The 15,634-nt window shown below is 66.4% G+C and carries 21 protein-coding genes and 1 tRNA gene; 9 read left to right on the plus strand and 13 right to left on the minus strand.

What is annotated here, in order from left to right:
- Nucleotides 1-267 precede the first annotated feature (267 nt).
- Nucleotides 268-1,176 carry a hypothetical protein gene (locus tag ACIBG5_RS10965; RefSeq protein WP_396391358.1) on the plus strand — a complete coding sequence of 303 codons (909 nt, stop codon included), beginning with the start codon at nucleotides 268-270 and terminating at the stop codon, nucleotides 1,174-1,176.
- Nucleotides 1,177-1,441: 265 nt separating this feature from the next.
- On the opposite strand, the gene ACIBG5_RS10970 is transcribed toward ACIBG5_RS10965, so the two are convergent.
- The 3 genes from ACIBG5_RS10970 to ACIBG5_RS10980 all read right to left on the minus strand — a co-directional run bounded on the left by ACIBG5_RS10970 (nucleotide 1,442) and on the right by ACIBG5_RS10980 (nucleotide 4,731).
- Complete coding sequence (locus tag ACIBG5_RS10970; protein ID WP_396391359.1) at nucleotides 1,442-2,767, minus strand: hypothetical protein; 1,326 nt, start codon at nucleotides 2,765-2,767, stop codon at nucleotides 1,442-1,444.
- Between the two features lie 287 nt (nucleotides 2,768-3,054).
- The gene (locus ACIBG5_RS10975; protein ID WP_396391360.1) at nucleotides 3,055-4,446 is read right to left on the minus strand and encodes a tyrosine-type recombinase/integrase; all 1,392 of its coding nucleotides are present in this window, start codon (nucleotides 4,444-4,446) and stop codon (nucleotides 3,055-3,057) included.
- 209 nt (nucleotides 4,447-4,655) lie between these two features.
- Nucleotides 4,656-4,731: transfer RNA gene (locus tag ACIBG5_RS10980), tRNA-Lys, on the minus strand.
- A gap of 165 nt (nucleotides 4,732-4,896) precedes the next feature.
- Between ACIBG5_RS10980 and ACIBG5_RS10985 the strand changes: the two genes are divergently transcribed.
- The 3 genes from ACIBG5_RS10985 (at nucleotide 4,897) to ACIBG5_RS10995 (ending at nucleotide 7,416) form a co-directional block, all read left to right on the plus strand.
- Nucleotides 4,897-5,556, plus strand: coding sequence for a hypothetical protein (locus ACIBG5_RS10985; protein WP_396391361.1), 660 nt, complete (start codon nucleotides 4,897-4,899; stop codon nucleotides 5,554-5,556).
- 102 nt (nucleotides 5,557-5,658) lie between these two features.
- Nucleotides 5,659-6,456: a transcriptional regulator gene (locus ACIBG5_RS10990; RefSeq protein WP_396391362.1), complete on the plus strand. Its 798-nt coding sequence runs from the start codon at nucleotides 5,659-5,661 to the stop codon at nucleotides 6,454-6,456.
- A 333-nt stretch (nucleotides 6,457-6,789) separates the two neighbouring features.
- On the plus strand, nucleotides 6,790-7,416 hold the full coding sequence (locus tag ACIBG5_RS10995) for a G5 domain-containing protein (RefSeq protein ID WP_396391363.1): 627 nt from the start codon (nucleotides 6,790-6,792) through the stop codon (nucleotides 7,414-7,416).
- A 16-nt stretch (nucleotides 7,417-7,432) separates the two neighbouring features.
- Here the strand turns inward: ACIBG5_RS10995 and ACIBG5_RS11000 are convergent, their stop codons facing one another.
- Genes ACIBG5_RS11000 through ACIBG5_RS11010 form a run of 3 tightly spaced genes read right to left on the minus strand, consistent with a single transcriptional unit; the run spans nucleotide 7,433 to nucleotide 8,671 of the window.
- Nucleotides 7,433-7,600 carry a hypothetical protein gene (locus ACIBG5_RS11000; RefSeq protein ID WP_360443096.1) on the minus strand — a complete coding sequence of 56 codons (168 nt, stop codon included), beginning with the start codon at nucleotides 7,598-7,600 and terminating at the stop codon, nucleotides 7,433-7,435.
- Nucleotides 7,601-7,648: 48 nt separating this feature from the next.
- Nucleotides 7,649-8,029: a hypothetical protein gene (locus ACIBG5_RS11005; RefSeq protein ID WP_396391364.1), complete on the minus strand. Its 381-nt coding sequence runs from the start codon at nucleotides 8,027-8,029 to the stop codon at nucleotides 7,649-7,651.
- A 54-nt stretch (nucleotides 8,030-8,083) separates the two neighbouring features.
- Complete coding sequence (locus tag ACIBG5_RS11010) at nucleotides 8,084-8,671, minus strand: TIGR03086 family metal-binding protein (RefSeq protein WP_396391365.1); 588 nt, start codon at nucleotides 8,669-8,671, stop codon at nucleotides 8,084-8,086.
- Between the two features lie 52 nt (nucleotides 8,672-8,723).
- Between ACIBG5_RS11010 and ACIBG5_RS11015 the strand changes: the two genes are divergently transcribed.
- The 4 genes from ACIBG5_RS11015 (at nucleotide 8,724) to ACIBG5_RS11030 (ending at nucleotide 10,837) form a co-directional block, all read left to right on the plus strand.
- A complete protein-coding gene (locus ACIBG5_RS11015) occupies nucleotides 8,724-9,149 on the plus strand; it encodes a MarR family winged helix-turn-helix transcriptional regulator (protein ID WP_396391366.1) in 426 nt (141 codons plus the stop codon).
- A 143-nt stretch (nucleotides 9,150-9,292) separates the two neighbouring features.
- Nucleotides 9,293-9,619 carry a DoxX family protein gene (locus ACIBG5_RS11020; protein ID WP_396391367.1) on the plus strand — a complete coding sequence of 109 codons (327 nt, stop codon included), beginning with the start codon at nucleotides 9,293-9,295 and terminating at the stop codon, nucleotides 9,617-9,619.
- 49 nt (nucleotides 9,620-9,668) lie between these two features.
- Entirely contained in the window at nucleotides 9,669-10,178 is a 510-nt protein-coding gene (locus ACIBG5_RS11025; RefSeq protein ID WP_131353244.1) for a sigma-70 family RNA polymerase sigma factor, read from the plus strand.
- Complete coding sequence (locus ACIBG5_RS11030) at nucleotides 10,175-10,837, plus strand: anti-sigma factor family protein (protein ID WP_396391368.1); 663 nt, start codon at nucleotides 10,175-10,177, stop codon at nucleotides 10,835-10,837. The genes ACIBG5_RS11025 and ACIBG5_RS11030 overlap by 4 nt, the downstream gene beginning before the upstream one ends.
- Nucleotides 10,838-11,229: 392 nt before the next feature.
- Here ACIBG5_RS11030 and ACIBG5_RS11035 read toward each other — a convergent pair whose 3' ends face one another.
- A complete protein-coding gene (locus tag ACIBG5_RS11035; RefSeq protein WP_131518293.1) occupies nucleotides 11,230-11,469 on the minus strand; it encodes a hypothetical protein in 240 nt (79 codons plus the stop codon).
- Nucleotides 11,470-11,532: 63 nt separating this feature from the next.
- Nucleotides 11,533-12,234, minus strand: a complete 702-nt coding sequence (locus tag ACIBG5_RS11040) for an ArsR/SmtB family transcription factor (protein WP_396391369.1) — start codon at nucleotides 12,232-12,234, stop codon at nucleotides 11,533-11,535.
- Nucleotides 12,235-12,299: 65 nt separating this feature from the next.
- Here ACIBG5_RS11040 and ACIBG5_RS11045 point away from each other — a divergent pair, with 65 nt between their 5' ends.
- Nucleotides 12,300-12,932 (plus strand): flavin reductase family protein, encoded by a 633-nt coding sequence (locus ACIBG5_RS11045; protein WP_396391370.1) that lies wholly within the window; start codon nucleotides 12,300-12,302, stop codon nucleotides 12,930-12,932.
- Here the strand turns inward: ACIBG5_RS11045 and ACIBG5_RS11050 are convergent.
- The 5 genes from ACIBG5_RS11050 to ACIBG5_RS11070 are packed head-to-tail and all read right to left on the minus strand — an operon-like array spanning nucleotide 12,895 to nucleotide 15,629.
- The gene (locus tag ACIBG5_RS11050; RefSeq protein ID WP_396391371.1) at nucleotides 12,895-13,680 is read right to left on the minus strand and encodes an arylamine N-acetyltransferase; all 786 of its coding nucleotides are present in this window, start codon (nucleotides 13,678-13,680) and stop codon (nucleotides 12,895-12,897) included. The genes ACIBG5_RS11045 and ACIBG5_RS11050 overlap by 38 nt on opposite strands.
- A 24-nt stretch (nucleotides 13,681-13,704) precedes the next feature.
- Nucleotides 13,705-14,100, minus strand: coding sequence for a VOC family protein (locus tag ACIBG5_RS11055; protein WP_396391372.1), 396 nt, complete (start codon nucleotides 14,098-14,100; stop codon nucleotides 13,705-13,707).
- Between the two features lie 10 nt (nucleotides 14,101-14,110).
- On the minus strand, nucleotides 14,111-14,515 hold the full coding sequence (locus ACIBG5_RS11060; protein WP_396391373.1) for a nuclear transport factor 2 family protein: 405 nt from the start codon (nucleotides 14,513-14,515) through the stop codon (nucleotides 14,111-14,113).
- Nucleotides 14,516-14,559: 44 nt separating this feature from the next.
- On the minus strand, nucleotides 14,560-14,916 hold the full coding sequence (locus ACIBG5_RS11065; RefSeq protein WP_396391374.1) for a YybH family protein: 357 nt from the start codon (nucleotides 14,914-14,916) through the stop codon (nucleotides 14,560-14,562).
- 5 nt (nucleotides 14,917-14,921) lie between these two features.
- Nucleotides 14,922-15,629 carry an SDR family NAD(P)-dependent oxidoreductase gene (locus ACIBG5_RS11070; RefSeq protein WP_396391375.1) on the minus strand — a complete coding sequence of 236 codons (708 nt, stop codon included), beginning with the start codon at nucleotides 15,627-15,629 and terminating at the stop codon, nucleotides 14,922-14,924.
- Between the last annotated feature and the right edge of the window lie 5 nt (nucleotides 15,630-15,634).

The following is a 15,634-nucleotide window of genomic DNA, read 5'->3' on the forward strand; positions in this document are numbered from 1 at the left end:
GGGGCAAAGTATACACTCCAAACGGACGTCAGTGAATTTTACCCCAGTATCTACACTCACGCGGTTGACTGGGCTATTCGAGGTAAGAAGGTCGCCAAAAGAGATCGGTTCCGTGGCGGGTCTATCGGAGCAAAAATCGATAAAGCCCTTCGCAATCAGAGTGAGGGGCAAACCTCCGGAATCTGCATTGGTCCTGACACGTCATGGCTGATCGGAGAAATTCTGATGGCCAGGGTCGACGGGGATCTATGCCGTATGGTTCCCTCGGTGGTCAACCGTGCATACCGGTGGTTCGATGACCTGACCTTCTATGCTACCTCGCTCGGAGAGGCAGAACTAGTACTGGGAACTTATGAGCGGCTGCTGGCCGAGTATGAGTTGTCGCTAAACCCTCTAAAGACATTGATTACCCCCGGCGTTAAGCTGCATGACAATAGTTGGCTCATCCGGTTGCGCCAAGCGCGTTACCGTGACGATAGAACACAGCACCTAGCAGGCGATATCATTGACCTATTCACCATTGCGTTTGAGATTGCCAGCGAACACCCGAACGCCGGCGCTATCAGCTACGCCATAAAGCGATGCAATCCGTTCCCTGCTGGCGACGCCTGGTCGGCGTATCAACATCTCCTGCTCACATCCGCATCTCTTGAGCCCAGTTGTTTGCCGCATGTCCACGACACCCTGTTGTTTGCGGAATCTGTAGGCCTTCCTTTGGATCGTGACGGAATTCAGCGAGAGATGAACAATATTTGCCGCAGCCATGCGCAAAATGATCATGGTTTTGAAGTGGTGTGGGCCCTCGCGATCCTTCGGCGACTCAGTCTGCCGCTAGACTCATTTGCAGCTCTCGAAATTGTGGGAATGACAGACAATTTCTCGCAACTGCTGCTGCTGGACGCTTGGAGGACTTCATCTTCCCTGCAAGCCTCAGTAGACGTTGACCCCGTTATTCGGCGAGCAGAGAGTCCCGGCGCGTTCGAGACTGAGGACTGGCTTCTCGCTTACGAGGCTCGAGCTCGGCGCTGGTGTCGCTCCACGGGGTGGAAGAACGCTCCTGCGTGGAAGGAGCTGCGCGATGCGAAGGTGCGATTCCTGACTCTGACCACGTCCACCCGGCGCCGCAGCCTCCGGAGGCTTCGTCCGGCGTTCCTGCCCTCTTGGCCCTATCCGTAGGGCAGTCCGGGGAGGCTGGCTGGGCTGATCTGGTCCACTTCCCCATCCGCATCGGCCTGACCGTGGTGCGAAGTCTTCGAGAGCCGTTGCGTCCTGACGAGGGACGCGACGATCCGCGCGGGCCATGACGCTCATGAGGGGCGTGCGACACGCTTAGAGTCCTCCTCGTACTGAGGAGGTCGTCGGTTCGAGTCCTACACCTGACCTACATCCGAGGTCCCTGGGCGCCCGCAGCTGGGGTCGCTGACCGTGTCACGAACCTTGGTCAGCGCCAGCCGAAGCCGTTGTCCGGCCCGTAAGGCGACAGGCCACGCATGTATGGCTTGATCGCCTCCGGACTCGGATCAGGGTCGGCTGGAAGTGCCAGACGCTGGTTGAGCGGATTCGACTGCTGATGGCGCTCTTTTGCCCACTCCACCCACTCACGTGCCGCGGCCTGCTCGTCGCCGTCCAGCGAGGCGACCCGCTCCTGCATGGCGGCGATGTAGTCACCAAGCAGTAGGTTCTGGTGCCATTGGGCGGCCTGCTCGGCCAGGGTAGTGGCGCGGTTGTGCTCGCGCAGGGCGATGACTGCCTCGTCTCGGACCTGTTGCCAACGCCGCCGGCGTTCGGCTTCTTGCTGTTCGCGCTCCAGACGGCGTTGCTCCGCGGCGGCCGCGCGGAGTTCCAGTTCCTGGACGAGGACTGGTAGGCGGTCGTCGAGGTTCATCGTTTTCGTGTCACTGAAGGCGGACTGTCGGACCGGGACGCCGCCGTCGATGGAGATGGTTAGCCGCCCTGAAGGAACCTTGTCGTACGTCGGAATCCGCGGGTAGCCCCACCTCTCGAAGTCGCGAAGTTCCTTCGCGGTTGGCTCATGCGGGACTTTGTCGTCGTTCTCGGAGACACGCAAGCCGTACGTGTGCCCAGTGATGGAGACAGCGAGGTCGGAGGGATGGTGATCGTCCCGGTTCCGCGCCGGGCAGCTGAGTTCCCACCCCCGTGCTGAGGCGCTTCTGGCTATCGCGTCGAGCAGACGTAGTGCCCGTTGCCGTACGTCGGGCTTGAATCGCAGTCGATGCTGCTTGTCGGCGCGGAGTGCGACGATCGCGGAGTGGGGTTTGATGAGCCGGTCGGAAACTTCGATCGGCTCCAGGGCGGCGGTCATCCAGGCTGGCTTGTCTACGAGCCGCAGCACCCTCTGGGGCCAGCTACGGCGCACTATCTCCAGCAGCTTGCCCTCGGGGACCTTGCCGTGCCGTATGGCTGATGACACGAGGTTGTCGTAATAGTTCTGGAAGTCCTCGACTTCCAGTCTCCCGCCTGCGGCCACAATGTCGGCGATCATTTGGTCAACCGGGCGCAAGGCAGTGACCTTCCGCTCTGCGCGTGCCGGGATGGTCGGTCTCGCCGGCGATGATGCCTTCGCGCTCCTTGCGCCTGAGGTGTCCGAGGCACTCGTCCAGTGTCCGGCAGGGTAGGAACCGTGCTCGGCGAAATGCCGACCAGCCTCCGTTGCCTCCGCCTTCCACACGCCGCGCTTCCTGGTCACGGTCGCCAGGCGACGATTCTGGAGCGCGATCGCAGTCGTCTTGTACGTCGTGTCGTCCATCACTCCCTCGGGACATCCGGCAACGACCCACTTCAAGACCTCAAGTTGACGTGCGTTCACAGTCCGCTGAGCCACGCAAGCCACCGTAGCGATGTATAGGGCCGATTGGTCCCACGTGAGGTCGGGAGCTGTGGCGCTCTCGAGCGCGAAGCGCGAGCGGGCGGGCCAGTCGATGTCCCTGCTATGGCGAGGGGCAAGGAAGCGTCACGTCGTACCCGGCGACCGTCGGGGCACCGCCAGATCATCGGCTACGCCCGCGAGAGCGGTACATGGTGAGCAAGTCGATGCTAGTGCATGGGTCTGATCTGACGGCTGTCGTCGAGGAGCTCCCAGGCCCGTAGCAAGTCGAGCGCGCGGCGCACGGTTCCCTCCGACACTCCGTGCTGTTCGGCAAGCTTCTTCGCCGGTGGCAGCGAGGTGTGCTCGGGCAGCAGGCCGGACTCGATGGCAGCGCCAAGCTTCGCCGCGATCGCCTCGTAGGGTGCCCGCGGGTTGCGCATGATCCGCTCGCGCTCGCTGAGCCGTTCTGGGCGGCTCGGGAGACGGTTGAAGAGCGCGGTCGCAGCCCGCTGGTCGGCCTCGGAGACGAATGCGGTGTAGACGCGGAGCGTAGTAGTGCCGCCGCCTCCGTGGCCAAGGCGTCCGGCGACGGTTCGGATGTCGACGCCGGCGGCGATCAGTTCGGTGGCCGAGTAGTGGCGGAGATTGTGCAGGTGGGTATCAATGCCGAGGCGGGCCGCCAGCTTGCTGTAGCGCTGCGAGACGCTGTCGGGTACCAGGTGCTCGCTGTTGTCTGGGGCAAGGGAGAACACGAACGCGTTTGGGCCGAGCTTGGTCTTCAGCTTCGTCGCGTTCTCGTCGCAGATCTCGCGGTGTTTGCGCAGAAGTGTCACGCTTTCGGCGTCCAGCGTAAGGCGCCGTTGCTGGTGGGTCTTGGTGTCCTTGAGCCACTTCTTGCTGCTGTTTTGAGCCACGCTGGTGTCGATGACGATGGTGCCTTGGTCGAGGTCGACCTTGGACCAGCGAAGGCCGCACAGCTCACCACGCCGGGCGCCGGTGACCATCGCAAGCCAAACAAAAGTGCCCCACGCCGGGTCGGAGAAGGCCTCGCCAAGAATTCGCGCGGCCTCGTCGGCGGTCGGGGGACGAGGATTCGGCTTTGGCGCAGATGGAGGCTTGCCGGTGGGCATCGGATTGACCGATACCCACTTCCACCGGACGGCCTGCCGAAAGGCACCGCTCAGGATGAAGTGAATCTGGCGGACTGTGGACGCGCCGAGCGGACGGCACTCGTGAGGACGGCAGCGTTGGTCGCATTCGTGCTGAGTCTTGGTTCGATGCTCGGTGAATGGCCTTCGGTCGCAATGGTGACGACAGCGACGGAGTTCGGCGTAGTAGGAGTCGAGGACATCGGCGTCGACTGCGCCGACCTTGACGTGGCCAATCAGCGGCTCGATGTGATTGCGTACGTACCCGCGGTAGGTGCGTCGGGTGGTCTCGTCCAGCTCGGCAAGCTCCAGGTGGCGCTCGATCAGTTGGCTCACACTCGCGTTGGTTCGAGGCTGCCGCCGTTCGTCGACCTGGCTCTGGAGTCGCCGGATGGCGCGCTCGGCCTCCTCTGCCGCCTTCGGCGTGTTCGCCGCGATCGTTTCACGGAGGTAGTGGCGGCGTTTCGTCACCGGGTCGATGCCGGCGTAGACGACAACTCGGAGCGCGCCGCTAGGCAGCTCCTCCACAGAGCCGCGGGCGCGCTGGCGCCTCTTCGGGGCCTTTGCCATGGTCCCAAGTCTAGCGACTCGCACCACGTTTGATCCCACGGACGGATACCGCGGCTGACGAGGTTCTGACGCTCACCCCGGAACCGCCTTGTTTTAAAGGCGATTCCGGCTGGTAGGCCCCGTGGGACTCGAACCCACAACCCGCGGATTAAAAGTCCGCTGCTCTGCCAGTTGAGCTAGAGGCCCTCTCACGAGGGGTGAGGGGAACAGTGTGTCAGGTTTGTCCAGGTGGTTGCTCGGTGGGGGCCGAGGTGGTTACGGCTGGTGACTGTTCGGGTGGGAGTGGTGGGCGTACTCTCGGCCTAGGGGAAGGGCGTGCGTGGGGGCGTGCGCTGGGGTCAGGGGGACTCGATGGGGGTTGTGGAGCGGGCGGCGATCGCCGGGTTGCATGCGGAAGTGGTGAACGCCTGGAAGGGGATCGTCAGCGAGGCGAGCACGCTCGGGCTGGCGGACCGGATCGTGATCTCGGTGAAGCTGAAGGCACGGGCGGACGCGTTGGCGGCGTACGAAGGGCTGGTCCGGGACGCGGGGGACCTGGCCACTGACGTACGGGCGTTCGCGACGGCCGTGAAGATGCAGAATCCGCTGACCGGGGTGGTCTGGGGGACCGGGCTGGCCTCTGGGGTGCTGGGGTTCTTCGGGTGGTGGTCGTTCGTCGCCTTGCGGACCGCGTGGTCCGACACTGAGGGCGGTATGGCGCAGACGACCGCGGCGGTGATCGGTGTGTTGACCGTGGCGTCCGGAGTCGTGATCGTGGCTGTGGTTCGCGCCGCGGTGATCGCGGCGCAGGCGGCATTGCAGACGCTCGACGACTTCAGTGCTAAGGAGCACCCGTCCGCCGAGCTGCTGCGCGAGGTGCGGCCCGCGGAGGAACGGTTGTTCGCCGTGTTCCGGCAGCGGGTGCCGGAGCCGCCGATCACCGCCGGGCCGTTGATCGTGCTGGGAGTCGTCGGGCTGCTCGCCGGCGTCCTCTTCGCGGCGATGACGGGCGTCGGCGCGCCGTCGGCCTGAAGGGTGACCCCCGAGCCGATTACGCTGTGTATTGCACAGTAGTCAGAGCGGTCGCGCTGGGGGTGTCGACTGGCGTGCTCGCTTCCTCGGGGGAGGAAGACGATGGGTTTCCGGATCCACTTCGGCTGCGCCGACCTGGCGCGTACGACGATCGGCCGCACGCCCGATCCATTGTGGGAAGTGCTGCTCGGTATGCACATGCTGCAGACCGAGGACGAACCGTCGGTCTTCGGGGCGTGGCGGCAGCGGGCCAGGGCGAAGCTCACCGAGCTCGAGCGTGAACTGCTCGTACTTGTACCACCGATCGGGTACTCGCCGGACTTTCTCACTCCGGCCGCGTCGGTGAACGGTCTCGACGCCGGGCTGGCCGCTGTGGCTGCAACCCCGCAACACCAGTTGGAGCAGGAGCTGCGGCGGTTGTCGGGCGAGGTTCGCTTGCCGGGCTGGACGCGACGCCTTGCGGCCGGGGATCCCGGCGTACTCAAGAAGGTGTGCGAAGGCCTGAAGCACTTCCACCGCACCAAGATCGCGCCGCAGCTGCCGACGATCGCGCGCGACGTGAAGCTGCACAGCGACACCGTGACGACCGGCGGCTTCGAGAAGCTGGCGAAGACGCTGCATCCCGCGATGCAGTGGGGTCCGCCGGTGCTGCACGTCGACATGCGCCACATCAACCGGGATCTGTACCTGCGCGGCCGCGGCCTGCGGCTGGTCCCGTCGTTCTTCTGCTGGCGGCATCCGATCATGCCCGCCGATCCGGACCTGCCGCCGGTCCTCGTCTACCCGGTGACGCATGACCCGGCCTGGTCCGAGCCGAGCGGGCAGCCCGCCGATCCGGAACGTGCCCTGGCCGACCTCCTCGGTCGTACGCGGGCGCCGTACTGCGAAGCATCTCGGTAGGCGCATGCTCCACCAGCGAGCTGGCCGCACGCGCCGGCATCTCACTGGCATCGGCCAGCGAACACGCACGAGTCCTGCATCGCACCGGCGTCGTCACCACCCGCCGGGCCGGCAACGCGGTCCGCCACACGATCAGCCCGATCGGCACCCACATCCTGACCGGCACCCAGGCCTGAACCCGCTACCGGACGGTCACGTCACAAAACCGAGTCGGTTCGGCCGTTGCCTCTCGCGGCGCGATCCATCGCAGTGGTATGGATCAGTCTTCGCCCGGGAAGTCCGGGTGCTGACAATCCCGCCGCGGGGGGAACCGACGGCGGGTTGGGGGGAATCGTGCATTTGTATCGTGCTGCGCTGGCAGCCGGCAGCGTGCTGGCTATCGGCGTACTCGCCACTGGTTGCGGACCGGCCCCGAGTACGACGGAGGTCGCCCAACCAACTGTGGTCGTGAGCACCGAGGCGACACCAACACCGGAGGCCACAGCCACACCAACTCCCACGGTCACGGCGCCGAAGCCACCGACCACCACGAAGACAACGGTGACGACCAAGAAGACCGTCGTCGAGTTCCGCACCATCCCGTTCAAGAAGAAGACGGTGACGGATTCGTCGATGGCGAAGGGCGAGACGACCATCCGGACCACGGGTGTGAACGGGGCCCGCAAGCTGACCTACCAACTCACCTACGTGAACGGCGTCCAGACGGACAAGGACCTGCTGCGGGATCAGGTGTCGAAGGAGCCGCGCTCGCAGGTGACCGCGGTCGGTACCAAGGTCGAGCAGCCGGAGTCGTCCGGCTGTGACCCGAACTACAGCGGCTGCGTCCCGATTGCCAGTGACGTCGACTGTTCAGGTGGCAGCGGCAACGGACCGGAGTACGTCGCCGGCCCGGTCCGCGTGATCGGCAGCGACATCTACGGCCTCGACAGCGACGACGACGGCGTCGGCTGCGAGGACTAGCGGGGACGGGGGAGGCTTAGGTCGTCTGGTTGTGATCGCGGCGGGCGCTGAGAATGCTCGCCGCGATCGCCCCCATGATCAGCAGGACTCCGATCAACTGCAGTCCCGGCGAGTCGTCCGATGCTCCGTAGATGACACCGGCAGCGCCGAGCGCGACCGTCACGACAGCAACGACGTACTTCATCAAGACCTCCCGACACCCGACAGGAACTCATCGAGTATCACCCGAATCCTATCGACTATCAATAGGCTCCCAGGAGAATCGGGGTCCACGCCAGTGCTTGTAGACGAGCGTCCGCTCCGAAGGTGCGTCGCCGGAGAAGCTGAGACCGACCTCGCCGGTGGAGCTGCTGACCACCAGGCTGGCCAGCGATGGCTCGTCGCGGCGGTGGCAGTCCTCGGAGAGCAGGTCGAGGAGGCGCCCCAGCCCGTTGATGGCGTGCGGGATGCCGAGGTCGGTCTTCATGGAGCCGTAGGTTGCCGTGCCGCCGGTAGTGGCTACCCCGATGAGGTAGGAGCGCATCCGGGGTAGCCACTCGACGTCGGCCGGGGTGACGGTGACGTTCCGGCCCTTGATCGGGAGGATCTCTCCGCGGTTCAACAGCAGGTCCATGGCCCGATCGTGACACGGCGGGTCCTCCAGCGCAGCAGGCTGGAACCGGTGAGATCAGTGCGGCCAGGAGGGGTTGCGGCCGAGGTGGGCGACGATCTGGTCCAGCGGGCTGTCGCCGTTCCATGGCAGCGCGGAGGAGAAGGGCGTGCCGGGGGCCAGGCGGATTTCGCCGGTGGGTACGACGTTGGCGACGGTCTGCGCGGCCGACAGGACCTCGGGGGTGAAGGTGACGGTGGTGCCGAGGGTTGCGGCGACGTCCCAGGAGTGTACGACGTAGTCGATGAAGTGGAAGCTGATCGCCTGGTGGCCGGGGAAGTCTGCGCCGAACTCAGTGAGCGGGAACGTCCGCTCGGTCACGCCCTCCTCGGCGAACGCGGCCAGCACGTGCTCGGCCGACGCGATGTAGGCCTTGGCCGGCTCGTCGCCCAGGTCCCGAAGCTTCCACAGTGCTTCGCCGCTCTCGCCCCGGGAGGCGGCGGCGAAGCCGTAGTGCTGCGTCGCCATGTGGGCGAGCAAGCCGTACAGAGTCCAGGCCCGGCAGGGCGTCGGCTTGGACAGGTCGGCATCGGTGATCCGCGTGGCGAGGTCGATGCTGGCCCGGACCGCCGCGGCGTCAAGGGATACGTAATCAACAGTAGGCATGCGCACATCATATGCGCCAGCGTATGATTGCGCCAGTGCTATCTTCGGCAGCGTGACCGCTGCGGACGAGCGCCCCGATCTCGCCGCGATGCTGTATCCGTTGGTGCGGACGCTCATCGCGGAGGAGATGCCGGTGCTCGCCGAGCACGACGTCTCGATGTGGGGCTACTCCGTGCTCGTCGCCCTGGACGAGACCCCGGTGCGCACGCAGTCCGCTCTGGCGGAGGCGATCGGCGCCGACAAGTCCCGCATCATCGGCACCCTCGACGAACTGCAGGATGCCGGCCTGATCGAGCGGACGCCGGACCCCGACGACCGCCGGGTCCGGCTGTTGTCGATCACCGCCAAGGGCCGTCGGGTACGACGCTCTGTCCGCAAGGGCATCCGGGTTCGCGAGGACCGGCTGCTGGCCAAACTCCCGGCCGCCGACCGACAGGGCTTCCTCCGCGCCCTCCGTGCACTCCACACCTCGAAATAAGGCTTCCCTTACCAAGCGTGAGGCGGGATCGCAACCGATTCGGAGTGTGATCTTCTCGTCACGATCCGTTGAATCGAACGCGGCCGTCGATCGTGGAGAAGAGAGCACCACCCCCGCCCCAACATCCTCGAGAGTGAGGCCCGATGAAGGTGCTCGAGCGTTATCAGTCAGAAGTGGTGCCGGCGTTCGCTTGGCCGTCCTGGTGGGCGTCCGCGATCCAGTTCGCCGCCGGTGCGCTGGTGATGATCGGGCTCGCCACCCGGTACGCCGCGCTGCTGTGTTCCGGATCGATGGCGTACGCGTACTTCACTGTTCACCAGGTTGATGCTTTGCTGCCTGTGCAGAATGGTGGCGAGAAGGCGGCACTGTTCTGTTTCGCCTTCCTGCTGATCGCATTCCTCGGCAATGGAACGTGGTCGGTGGGGCGACCGACACCTGTACGCGAGAAGCTGGCAGCAGCGGCGGAGTGACCGGAGCAGCCGGATCATGAGCACTCCGCACGACAGAGCAGGAGCGCCGATGGCCGATGACCGCGCGGCGCTGTTGCGTGAGCTGCACGACGTGCATGCTCCCGCGCTGTGGCGGTTCGTGGTCCGGCTGACCGGCGACGACCGGCTGGCCGAGGACGTCGTCCAGGAGACCCTGCTGCGGGCGTGGCGCCGGCCGCAGATCCTGACCGAGGACGAAGCCGGGGCCCGGGCCTGGCTGTTCACGGTGGCGCGCAATCTCGTCATCGACGACCGGCGCAGTGCCCGGGTCAGCCGCGAGGTGGCCAGCGACGACCTGCCGGAGAACCCGAGCGCCGACCACGCGAACGCCGTACTGGACGCCTGGCTGGTGGCCGAGTCGCTGGCACAGTTGTCCGAGGAACATCGGCAGGTGATCGTTCGCGCGTACTACGGCCGTCGTACCGTCACCGACATCGCCGCGGAGCTGAACATTCCGTCGGGCACCGTGAAGTCGCGGCTGCACTACGGACTGCGGGCGTTGAAGCTCGCGTTGCAGGAGAGGGGGGTGACGAGCCAGTGAGTGATCCGTACCGCGAATGGGATGCGGCGTACCTGCTGGGATCGTTGTCGGCGAAGGACCGGCGCGAGTACGAGGAACATCTGAGCACGTGTGACGACTGCGCGGCCGAGCTCGCGTCGCTCGCCGGCGTCCCCAGCGCGATGGCCGCGCTGCCGGACGACCGCGCGCTCGCGACCATCACCGAGGCGCCGCCGAATCTGCTGCCCGACCTGGTGCGGACTGTCCAGCGCGATCGCCGCAAGCAGCGCATTCGGCTCGGCGCGGTGATGTCCGGAGTCGCCGTCGTCGCCGCGGTGATCGGCGCGGTGATCGCGATCCCGCTCACCCACGAGGAGCCGCAGGGGGACTACGTCGTACTCGCGCAGACCGTGGCCAGCAAGCTGTCCGCCGACGCGCGGCTGGTGCCGGAACGCTGGGGTACGACGATCGAGATCAGCTGCCGGTACGACGAATTGGCCACGCCCAGCGAACGGGCGCGGGGCTACGAGTTGTACGTCACCGACTCCTCCGGGAAGGCCCAGCTGATCGCGAGCTGGACCGCGTCTCCGGGGACGACGGTCAAACCGGCCGCGACCACGAAACTGCAGCGCGACGAGATCCAGGCCCTGGACATCCGCAGCTCGGAGACCGGGCGGGTTCTGCTCGCTGTGCACTTCTGATCACTGTCGGCACGAATGAGCCTCCGGTGACGGGGCACCTGAAAGTCACGAGCGACGGTCGCTCGAGAGGCCGCCGAATCGAGACCCCGGTGTTCAGGGACGTGCACCGGGGTCGCGGCGTTTCCGGCGCCGCAGCGCCGGACCGTGAGCTGTCTGGAAGAATTTCGCCGGATTCCTGTAACACTCAGCACGTCACCAGCGATACACCGTGTGTAACGCCACTGAGGATCCCGTCCCAGGTCAACCGCCCGAAGGGCCTGGGGCGGGGTTTTCTTCGCCGCCAGGCGCCCCGGCAGCGTTACGCACGAAGGCCCCCGGTGAACCACCCCGGGGGCCTTCGCGCTGTTATCCCCTCCTCGGAAATTCAGCGCCTCCGCGGACTACGCGGCGCGCTATGACGCTCGTTCGGTTGGGCCGTCCGACTCCGGCAGTGCGATCCGGTCCGCCGGCAGGCGTTCCGTCCGCTCTGTCCCGTCGTCGCCCTTGTACTGCACCAGACCGGTCCATCCCGTCTCCTCGTGCTCACGGCCGATCAACCAGCCGTGACGCCACTGGTCGTCCGCGTGGACGACCACATGGCTGGGTAGCGGGAGGCGGGACACCAGGTCGGTGTCGGGCTCGAACTCAGTCATGGCCGAAGGCTAAGTGGTTTCGGCGCCAGGCGCCTCCCCCGCCGCGTGTTTCTCACACTGTTCTCAAGGCTGTAGTTCGCGGATCACGCCGACGCCGAGACCGAACTCACGCACCGATCCGGTCACCTTCAGCGCCCGACCGCCCGGGATGTGGGTGACCCACCCCTCGTGCAGTGCGTGACTGCACAGGGCCGCACCGACCGCGCCGGCGATGTGCGGCCGGCGTTCGGTCACGTCGAGGCACGACCGTACGGCGGGCCGGCCGTGGCGCCCTTCGAGCACGATGCCGAGATCGTCCAACCAGGCAAAGCCCTCCGGCGTCAGCGTGATCCCGTCCGACCAGTCGAGCAGCCCGCGCTCGGTCATCGCATCCGCGAGCGCGACGCCGAGCTTGCCGGCCAGATGGTCGTAACAGGTCCGCGCCCGCGCGAACGCGTCCCGTTTGCTGACCGCGGACAAGCTGTTCGCGACCTCGGTACGACGTGGCGCGAGTGCCGCGAGGCCCTCGATCAACTCGGCCGTATCCGGGCCGGCGAGCTTCACGTACCGGTGCCGTCCCTGCCGGACCTCGCTCAGCAGTCCGCCGTCGACGAGCAGGTTGAGGTGCTCGCTGATCGTCGGCCGCGAGACCTTCGCGAACCGGGCCAGCTCGGTTGCCGTCCACGCACGCCCGTCGAGCAACGCGAGGCAGACCGTCGCCCGGGTGGCGTCGGCCAGCATCCGGGCCCAGGAAGCCAGCTCCTGTCCTTCCGTCTGCGTGCTCATGACTCCATCATGCCGCTCCGACAGTTCGGTCCCGGCCTAACTGACCGCCGCCTAGCGTCGGACCCATGACGCATCTGACCATCGAACCGTCCATCCTGTACGTCGGTACGCCGGTCGCGCTGCTGAGCACAGTCAACGACGACGAGACCTTCAACCTCGCCCCGATGTCCTCGGCGTGGTCACTCGGGGATGTCGTCGTCCTCGGCGTCGGCGCCTCCGGCCAGACCGCCGGCAACCTGCGGCAGCGGCCTGAACTGGTGATCAACTTCCCGTCGCCGGACCAGTGGCAGGCGGTCGAACGGATCGCCGGACTGACCGGCCGCAACCCGGTGCCGGAGCACAAGCGTGCCCGGTTCCGCTTCGAGCGCGAGAAGTTCGCCGCGGCCGGCCTGACTCCGGTCGACTCCGAGCTGGTCGGCCCACCCCGCGTCGCCGAATGCCCGTTGCAGTTCGAGGCAACCGCCGCCGACGTACAGTTCGATGCTGACGGCAACTTCCTGATCATCCAGGCCAAGGTGCTCCGGGTGCACGCCGACCACCGGATCGTCGTACCAGGGACGTCGTACGTCGATCCGGGCGCGTGGTCGCCGTTGATCTACAACTTCCGGCACTACTTCGGCCTCGGCGGCGAGCGCGGTGAGTCGTTCCGCACCGAGACCCCTAGAGCAGCCGGAGCCGATCGACTTCTTCGTCGCTGAGGACGACGTCCAGGCCGGCCAGCACCTCGGGAAGTTCGTCCGCCGGTACGGTGCGGTGCGTGGTGCGGCCGTCGGCGTACTCCGTCGCAAGGTCGTCACCGACCAGGCGACGGACGATGCCGTCGGCAACGCGCATCACCACCGGCCGTCCGGTGAACGGGGAGTCCGGGTGGGTCGAGACGTAGTGGTGGTAGACCCGGTAGTCGATCGGCCGCACCGGCTCGTCGTTCGACGCGTGCTGGGGGATCCAGCCGTCCGCGGTCTTCTTCGCCAGCGTCCACACGTCGCCGTCGAAGGTGAGGCGGTGGTCCCAACCGCCCTGGTCGACGACAACGCCGTCCTTCAGCGGAGTGGGATAGAGCTGACCGGCGCCGAACCCGACATCGGCGAGGAATTCCTGCCCGTCCACACCCACCTTGAGGAGCGCGTGGGTTCGCGGTCCGGACTTGTGCGGTTGTACGCGCGCTACTCGGCGATCCACCGTGAAGCCGAGCCGCTCGAGGGCGGCGCCGAACAGCAGAGCGTGTTCGTAGCAATAGCCGCCGCGTTGCCGGCCGACAAGCTTGGTCTGGATCGCGTCCAGGCCGATGCCGGGGTGCGTGCCGAGGATCACGTCGACGTTCTCGAACGGGATCGCCAGCACATGGGCGCGGTGCAGGCTGCGGAGGCTCTCCGCCGACGCCGCCACCTTGGGATGCCCGATCCGGTTGAGGTAGGCGTCCAGGTCAAGTTCTTCGATCTGCCACATGACGCCTACCTCAACACTTCCAGTTCACTTGAGGTCAAGTTCGGTGAACAGGGTCAGCTGCAGTCCGCCCGGGGCCTCCAGCCGGGCGTTCAGCGAGTTCCACGGTGTGCGGGTCGGCTCCGCGATCACCGTGGCGCCCGCCGCGGCCAGCGTCCTGGTGGTCTCCGCCGAGTCGTCGACCTCGAAGGCGACCCGGTACTTCCCGGCCACCCGCCGGCCGACCTCGACCCGGTCGATGAAGTCGGCCTGGTTCGGATCCGCGATCTCGAGCGTCGCCCGCTCGACCTCGAGAATCGTCACCCGGCCGTCCTCCGACTCGTACGACTCGCGTTCGGCCAGGCCGAGCACGTCCCGGTAGAACGCCACCGCCTCGTCGTAGTCGTCCGCTGTCACGACCAACCGCAGCTCTTTGACCGTCATGACCTCAGTATCAGCCCTGCTGCACCCACGCCCGGCTGATCTTCGCCTCCGCGAACCGCCAGCCCTCGTCGGTCCGGACGGCCCTGTACTTCAGCCGCAGCCCAGCCTGCTGATGCGGCGCCTCGCCCTCGCGATAGAGGAAGGTCAACTGGTTGGCTGACACCTCCGCCCGGTCCCCGTCGATGCTGACGAGGATGTCGCTGTGGAAGTGCTGGGCCAGTTCGCCGTCGACCGCCGAACCGCGCAGGAACTCGATCACCGCGTCGATGCCCTGCAGTTCGCCGGCACGCGGAGACCGCACCAGCACGTCCTTCGTGTACACCAGCCCGATGTCCTCCGGCGTCCCTTCGTCCAGGACCCGCGCCAGTCGCGTGAACAGATCCTGGATCTCCCACCGGTCGGTCGTCTCAGTCATCCCGATTCCTCTTTCATTGGTTGTGCCAACGTTGGCCTCACCAACTATAGCCGGGAAACCTGATAATGGTCGATCAGCCAGGATTCGCCGGTCCGCCGCAGTACGACGCTCAGGTAGACGGACAGTGCCGGCCGGTCGGTGAACGCGAAGTCCACGGCGACGTACCCGAGGATCAGGTCCTCGCTCAGTCGCCGGTGCTCGAGGATCCGGTACGACGGCGACAGCCCGAGCGGCTGTGAGTCGTAGTACTCGGCGACGGCGTCCCGGCCCACGCCGTACGGGTGCAGACCCTGGAAGATCGCGTCCTCGGTGAAGTACGACGCGACCCGCTTCGGATCGTGCTCGATGATGGCGTCCTTCCACTGGTCGAGAACGCTGTGCAGGATGTCGAGATCGTTCATCGGAATCAGTGGCCTGCCTGCTGGCCGCCGTCGACGTGGAGGATCTCGCCGGTGACGAAGGCCGCATTCTCCAGGTAGGTGACTGCGTCGACGACCTCGTCGATCTCACCGAGCCGGCCGACCGGATGCAGGGCGGCCAGGAATTCGTGCGTCTCTTCCGGGTGCATCGGCGTACGGATGACACCCGGCGCGACCGCGTTGACGCGGATGCCGCGAGCGGCGTACTCGGTCGCCAGGGACTTGGTGACCGAGTTGAGTCCGCCCTTGGTCAGCGATGCGAGTGCGGACGGCACGCTGCTGAAGGCGTGGTCGGCGAAGGTGGTGGTGATGGTGACGATGTGTCCGCCGCCCTGCTCGACCATCGCGGCGATCGCTCGCCGGGTCAGATCGAAGAAGCCGCGCAGGTTCACGCCGGCCACGTGGTCGTAGTCGGCGTCGGTGTACTCGGTGAACGGCTTGGCGACGAACACGCCGGCGTTGTTGACGACCGTGTCGATCCGGCCGAACGACTCCAGCCCGGCCTCGACGATCCGGGTCCCGACACCGGCCTCGGCGACGTCGCCCGGCACGGTCAGCACCAGCGGGTCGTCGGCGGGCGTGATCGTGCGGGAGTTGGCGACCACCGCGTAGCCGAGCTTGCGGTACGCGGTGACGAGTGCCGCGCCGATGCCCTGGGACGCACCGGTGACGACGGCGACTTTCTGGGAACTCATGGTTC

The sequence above is a fragment of the Kribbella sp. NPDC050241 genome (assembly GCF_044459685.1).
Lineage (GTDB): Bacteria > Actinomycetota > Actinomycetes > Propionibacteriales > Kribbellaceae > Kribbella.